4 protein-coding genes are annotated in these 5,658 nt (G+C 40.0%); 1 reads left to right on the top strand and 3 read right to left on the bottom strand.

What is annotated here, in order from left to right:
- Window positions 1-43: 43 nt before the first annotated feature.
- From Q8907_11910 to Q8907_11920, 3 genes are all read right to left on the bottom strand, one after another.
- Window positions 44-2,335 carry a hypothetical protein gene (locus Q8907_11910; GenBank protein MDP4274974.1) on the bottom strand — a complete coding sequence of 764 codons (2,292 nt, stop codon included), beginning with the start codon at window positions 2,333-2,335 and terminating at the stop codon, window positions 44-46.
- 118 nt (window positions 2,336-2,453) lie between these two features.
- On the bottom strand, window positions 2,454-3,050 hold the full coding sequence (locus Q8907_11915) for a non-canonical purine NTP diphosphatase (GenBank protein MDP4274975.1): 597 nt from the start codon (window positions 3,048-3,050) through the stop codon (window positions 2,454-2,456).
- Window positions 3,051-3,128: 78 nt separating this feature from the next.
- Window positions 3,129-3,968, bottom strand: a complete 840-nt coding sequence (locus Q8907_11920) for a universal stress protein (GenBank protein ID MDP4274976.1) — start codon at window positions 3,966-3,968, stop codon at window positions 3,129-3,131.
- A gap of 83 nt (window positions 3,969-4,051) precedes the next feature.
- Between Q8907_11920 and Q8907_11925 the strand changes: the two genes are divergently transcribed.
- Window positions 4,052-5,658 (top strand): adenylate/guanylate cyclase domain-containing protein (locus tag Q8907_11925; GenBank protein MDP4274977.1); only part of this gene is annotated, 1,607 nt, incomplete at its 3' end.

Below are 5,658 nucleotides of genomic sequence, written 5' to 3' on the forward strand. Positions count from 1 at the left end.
GCAAAGCATTTCTCTGATTAATTATATGGTCAGCTCCGGCATATCAACGGATGAACAATATTTTTGTGACACAGGTCTGTGTACCGTCACTTGAGGCACAAAATACCAGATAAACTCCGGTATGAACCCTTTGTCCATGTAAATTTTTACCATGCCACACGGCTTGCCCTCCCACTGATTTGGTTTCATAAACAAGATTGCCGCTAATGTCGGTAATTTTTACATTAGTATCGGCTATTAAACCGGTAACAATGATATCTCCCTGATAATCTCCTTTCACGGGATTTGGGAAAACATAGACATCTTTAAAGGTTTCGCCGGCTTTTGTTGCTGTTGCCCTATATGATACAATCCCTTTGTCGGTGCCGAAAAATACTTCGCCAGAATTACCATCCACAGCAATGCTTAACACACGGTTTGACAAAAGGGGGCTGTTTTCGGCGGTAAAATGGCAGATCTCTTTCAGGCCATTGGATGAAACCAGGTAAGCTCCCGAACGGTCGGTGCCTATCCATTTGCGATTGCCCCCATCCACAGCAATGGTATTAACCGTTTCGGTCGAAAGCAGAGCATCAGCATTGTTTGTCCCGTCATTGCGAGGAATCAGAATACGTTGGGCACTGAAATCATTTTCGTCAAATACTTTATTGGGGTTGTAATAGACCAGAATTCCTTTGTTTGTGCCCAGCCAGATTGCACCGTCGAGATCTTCGGCAAAACTGTATACGGAATTGACGGTTTCTCCTGCTTCATTTATGACATCAAGCCGTTTGGTACGGTCATCCTGGGTATTGTCCAGGGTATTGTTGTTGTCGAAAACAAAAAGGCCTTTATTGGGCATCAGTACCCATTTAATGTCATTGTTGGTAATCAGGATATCGCCAAAGAAATCGGCATTGGTCAATTTTTTATACGGGAAACTTTGCCATTTCCCGTTGGCCAGTTTTACGGATATGCAGTTGGCTGCATGGCTGTTGGTCATCCATAGATTATTCCGGGAATCATAGGCCAGCCCTCCAATACGGACATAGGGACTGTTATCCGGAAAAGCATTCTGCAAAGTACTGTTGGTCTGGTTGAAAATAGTGACCAGAGAGTCTTCGTTAAACTGTAGCAAACCATATCCCCAGGAAGCAGCATACCATTCTTTTGAATTTTGCGGATTGACAATAATCCGTATAATGTCCGACAAGGAGTTGATGTATTTGCTTTTCCAGTTTTCATCCTTGAAGGTAAATATCTCTCCCTTGTTCCAGATATTATTCCAGTCGGAATTTCGTCCTCCGCCTGCTACAAATATCGTATGATTAAAGCAGGATACGCTCATTGCATTTGCCGACTTAGGCCCGTTGGGCGAAACACTTTCCCATTGTCCTGAATTGTCACATTTTACAAGGCCTTTATCATAATCTGCAACCCACAGAATATTGTCTTTGTCATAGATGGCATCGCGGTGGTCGGATACGGTGACATGGGCCAGGTTGTTCCCATTGGAGTCATATACGTCGTTGTTCCAGTTGCTGACCACCACAAGTTTTCCATTGCAACTTTTTAAGGAAATATTTTGAAGTTTCCGTTCAGGCTTAAAGATGCTCCAGGAATCATTATCAAACTGGTAAATTGCATCGTTGTTAAAAGTTTCTGATGAATAATTTACATATATCTTGCCATTATAGGCAGTAATGGCATTGTATTTTTTATCAAAATCGGGTATGTCTTCAATTCTTTGCCAGGCGTGAAAATCGACCAGGTTTGAATTCAGGTTTGCTTTATAAATCCCATTTTCGGCAGCGGCAAAAATGTAATTGCCGTTGCAGGCTGTGCCAAACACATTTATTTCTGAACCTCCTGCTCCGATGATATACGTATCTTTGATTTCCATCCTGGCCAGGTTGAGTACCACAATTCCGAAACCGCAAGAGAGGCAGGCATCAGTGCCCCGGAACGAAATCTGGTTGATAGTCCGGTTTCCCATGATGGTTTTGTTCTTAATGTCGGGAATGTTGTATATTCTGTTGCCCGTGATCAGATCGATATTGGAATTTGAATAAGCCACAACCAGTACATTATTTTCGGCCGAATAATTAATGCTGCTGATGCCCACATCCGACAGCCCTTCGACTTTTGTCAGTTTGGATATACTGTTGCTGGTTTTATCATAATAAAACAAGCCTTCGCTAATGGCACAATAAATCTTATTATCGCCTTCAGTAACTTTTATGGCTTTGGAATAGGGCAGGTGTGAGCGCCACTGTCCTATGCCGGTCTGCGAAAGAGCAGGAACAATCCTGCTGCAGGTCAGGAAAAACAATATGATGATTTTCAGGCGGTTCATTGTTCCAATTGCCGGTAAACAATTTTTCAGATAGCCGGTAGTATATTTATTTTAGTACTATCCGGTATAAAGAACTTCAATCTCTTGATATTTATTTCTTTAACCTGTTTGTATTTTATTATTTTTTTAACAGATAATCAACCAGTTTGTTGACAGCTATACCCCGGTGGCTTATTTTATTTTTTTCTCCCAGCGACATTTCTGCAAATGATTTGTCGTAACCCAGAGGGCAGAAAATAGGATCGTAGCCAAATCCCTGGTTTCCTTTTTTCTCCGGTAGAATGATGCCATTCACTATACCTTCAAAATAATGCCGGGTACCATTTTCGATCAGTACAATAATCGTCCTGAAACGCGCGTTCCGGTTGGTTATTCCTTGCATATTAGCCAGAACTTTTTGGATGTTGGCTTCAAAGCGGGCTTCAGAAGATGAAAATTCATTGAGTTCACCGACATAACGGGCTGAATAAACCCCCGGCTCACCGTTTAATGCATCAATTTCAAGTCCGGTATCATCGGCAAAACAATTCTGTTTGTATTTGTTGTAGATATATTCTGCTTTTTCGAGGGCATTCCCTTCGAGGGTATGGTGAGTTTCGGACAGTTCCTCACTGCAACCTATGTCTTTCAGACTTAACAGGTGTATCGCATTACCCAATACATCCTGAATTTCTTTTATTTTATGGCTGTTGTTAGTGGCAAATACCAAATTCATGAATAATTAATTAGAAAAGCTTATATCTTATAGCCTGGGATAATATTCCAGGAACCAAATTTAGCTCAATTTACAGATTTAAATACCCATACCCGGGAAACTGAATGAATCAATTGTAGCTACAGCCGGGTTGACGCACATAACCGGGATTTTAGCCGCATTATCGATAATATGCTGTTCAGGGGCTGCAAGTATATAGTCAATAAAATTAATTTTCTTGGTGGTCATGATTAAAATGAGATCTGCTTCAATTTCACTGGCATAATCAAGTGTTTCATCTGCAAAACTTTTATTCCCTTCAGCCTGTTTTATTTCATATTTAATACCGTATTTTTCAAAATATTCTTTGGTGAATGCTATGTTGGTCCGTATTCCTTTCATAAATCCCACATCGCTCACATTTTCTTTCAAAATGAATATTTTCGAATTATAGAGTTTATATAAATAATGAGCCCAAAATAATTTTTCCCTGCATTCTTTGGTAAAATCAATGGGGAAAACGATTTTCTCAAATCCCTTATCTGTAGGGGGATTTTTGACAACGACAACGGGAGCCTTTGAGGAAACCACTACTTTCAAGGCCCAGCTTCCTGTAAGTTTCTGCATGGTGGTTCTTCCATGGGTACCCATTAAAACCAGTTCTGCCTTTAATTCTTTACTGACTTCTCCAATCGTAGAAAAAATGGAGCCTTTTCTAACCAGGAAATCAGTTTCAATATTGTACTGAGAAGATCCTGCTTTGGCCAATTGCTCAATTTGCTGACTGGCTTTGTCCATTTCCGATTCATCCTTGATGATATGCAATAAGGTAACCGTATTTCCTTCTTTTTTGGCCAGGACATAAGCATAGAAAATTGCATTGCGTGAAATCTCGCTAAAATCGGTTGGAACTAAAATTGTGTGCCTTTTTGCTTCCATAAGAATTAAATTTATAAACTGCAGTATGAACGTTATAAATAAAAATACTAGCTTTGTTAATGTTGAGTATTGAAAAATTATCTATGGCACGACAAGATAATAAATTTCCACTAATAGTAACTCTTTCGTTATGCTTTTTTTTAATTCTAGCAGAGAATACGAAGGTTTATCCCGGTACGTCCCTGCAAGAAACAGAATATGAGCAAATTATAAATAATGATTTTAAGGATTTATACTCTTCAAAAAATAAAATTAAATTATATCAATGTTCTTTTTTCGGTTTTATTCCTCACAATCAGGGAAGGAGATTTTCGGTTGCTTCAAATTGGGTGCGTTTTGAAGACCTGTCTGCGCCCCGGTCAGGAAGGGAAAAAATCTGGTATCAGTATTACCTTGAGGGATATGATAGTAGCTGGTCTTCCTGGACTAATCAAAGGTCTAAGAAATATGTCCGCCTGAAACCGGGTATTTATACCTTTAAAGTACGATGGCGGGCAGATGGGGATTATAAGGTCAATGGGGTAGCGTACGACTTCGGAATTGAAGTTCCTTTCTATCTTCATGGATGGGTGTACATTTTGGGCCTTTTGGTTTCTCTGTCCATACTATTTCTCGTCATTAAGCTGAGGATTCGCAATTATAAAAGGGAGAAAGCCAGAATTGAACAAATGATCAAAGAGCGGACCGCTGTCCTGGAAAGGGAGAAAGCCAGCTCCGAAAAGTTGATAGAAACTCTTCTGCCTAAAGAGTCTGCCGATGAACTCAGGCTTACAGGAAAGTCGCATTACCAAAAATACAAAATGGTAACTGTTTTGTTTTCGGATATCCAGGGATTTACTCTGATTACCGAGCAAATGAATCCTGAAGCCCTGATTGACCAACTCGATTCTTTTTTCTTTCATTTTGATAATGTTGTGGAAAAGTTCAACATTGTAAAGATCAAAACTATTGGCGATGCCTATATGTGTGCCGGAGGACTTCCCCATAAAAATCATACCAATCCGGTTGAAGTCCTGCTGGCAGCCCTCGAAATGCAGCAATACATGAAAGAGTTGAAGAAGAAAAATGCAAAAATATGGGACTTGCGCATTGGCATTCATACCGGTGAAGTGATTGCCGGAGTGATCGGCCAGAAAAAAATGTCGTACGATCTTTGGGGGGATACGGTAAATACTGCAAACCGTATGGAATCCTCAGGCGAACCGGGGAAAATCAATATCTCCGGTCAGACCTATGGACTGGTCCGTGATTATTTTATCTGCGAATACAGAGGCAAAATGCCTGTAAAATATAAAGGTAAAATTGATATGTATTTTGTCAAAAGTATCCGGCCCATACTTTCTGTCAATTTGAAGGATTTACCAAATAAAAGGTTTTATAATCAGTTGCAGTTGCTTCGCATACTTGACCTGGAAGAGTATATCTACAACCGTCTGGACAAGGAACTGCCTCAAAATCTGTATTTTCATACCACCCGGAAAATCAAAAATATCTGTACCATTGCTGAGATATTTGCTATCAGTGAATCGGTTAATGAGGAGGAATTGTTGTTGGTAAAAACTGCAGCATTGATGCACGATATAGGATATATCAGGCAGTATAGCAATCATGTGGAGAAAAGCATAGAACTGGCCTCCGAAATTTTGCCTAAATTTCAATATTCTCCTTTACAGATCAGGCGCATTCTAAA

The organism is Bacteroidota bacterium, assembly GCA_030706565.1.
Lineage (GTDB): Bacteria > Bacteroidota > Bacteroidia > Bacteroidales > JAUZOH01 > JAUZOH01.

Bases quoted from the DNA above. Each gene is read 5' to 3' on its own strand.
- Q8907_11915 (MDP4274975.1), bottom strand. From the start codon at position 3,050: ATGAATTTGGTATTTGCCACTAACAACAGCCATAAAATAAAAGAAATT.
- Q8907_11910 (MDP4274974.1), bottom strand. From the start codon at position 2,335: ATGAACCGCCTGAAAATCATCATATTGTTTTTCCTGACCTGCAGCAGG.
- Q8907_11920 (MDP4274976.1), bottom strand. From the start codon at position 3,968: ATGGAAGCAAAAAGGCACACAATTTTAGTTCCAACCGATTTTAGCGAG.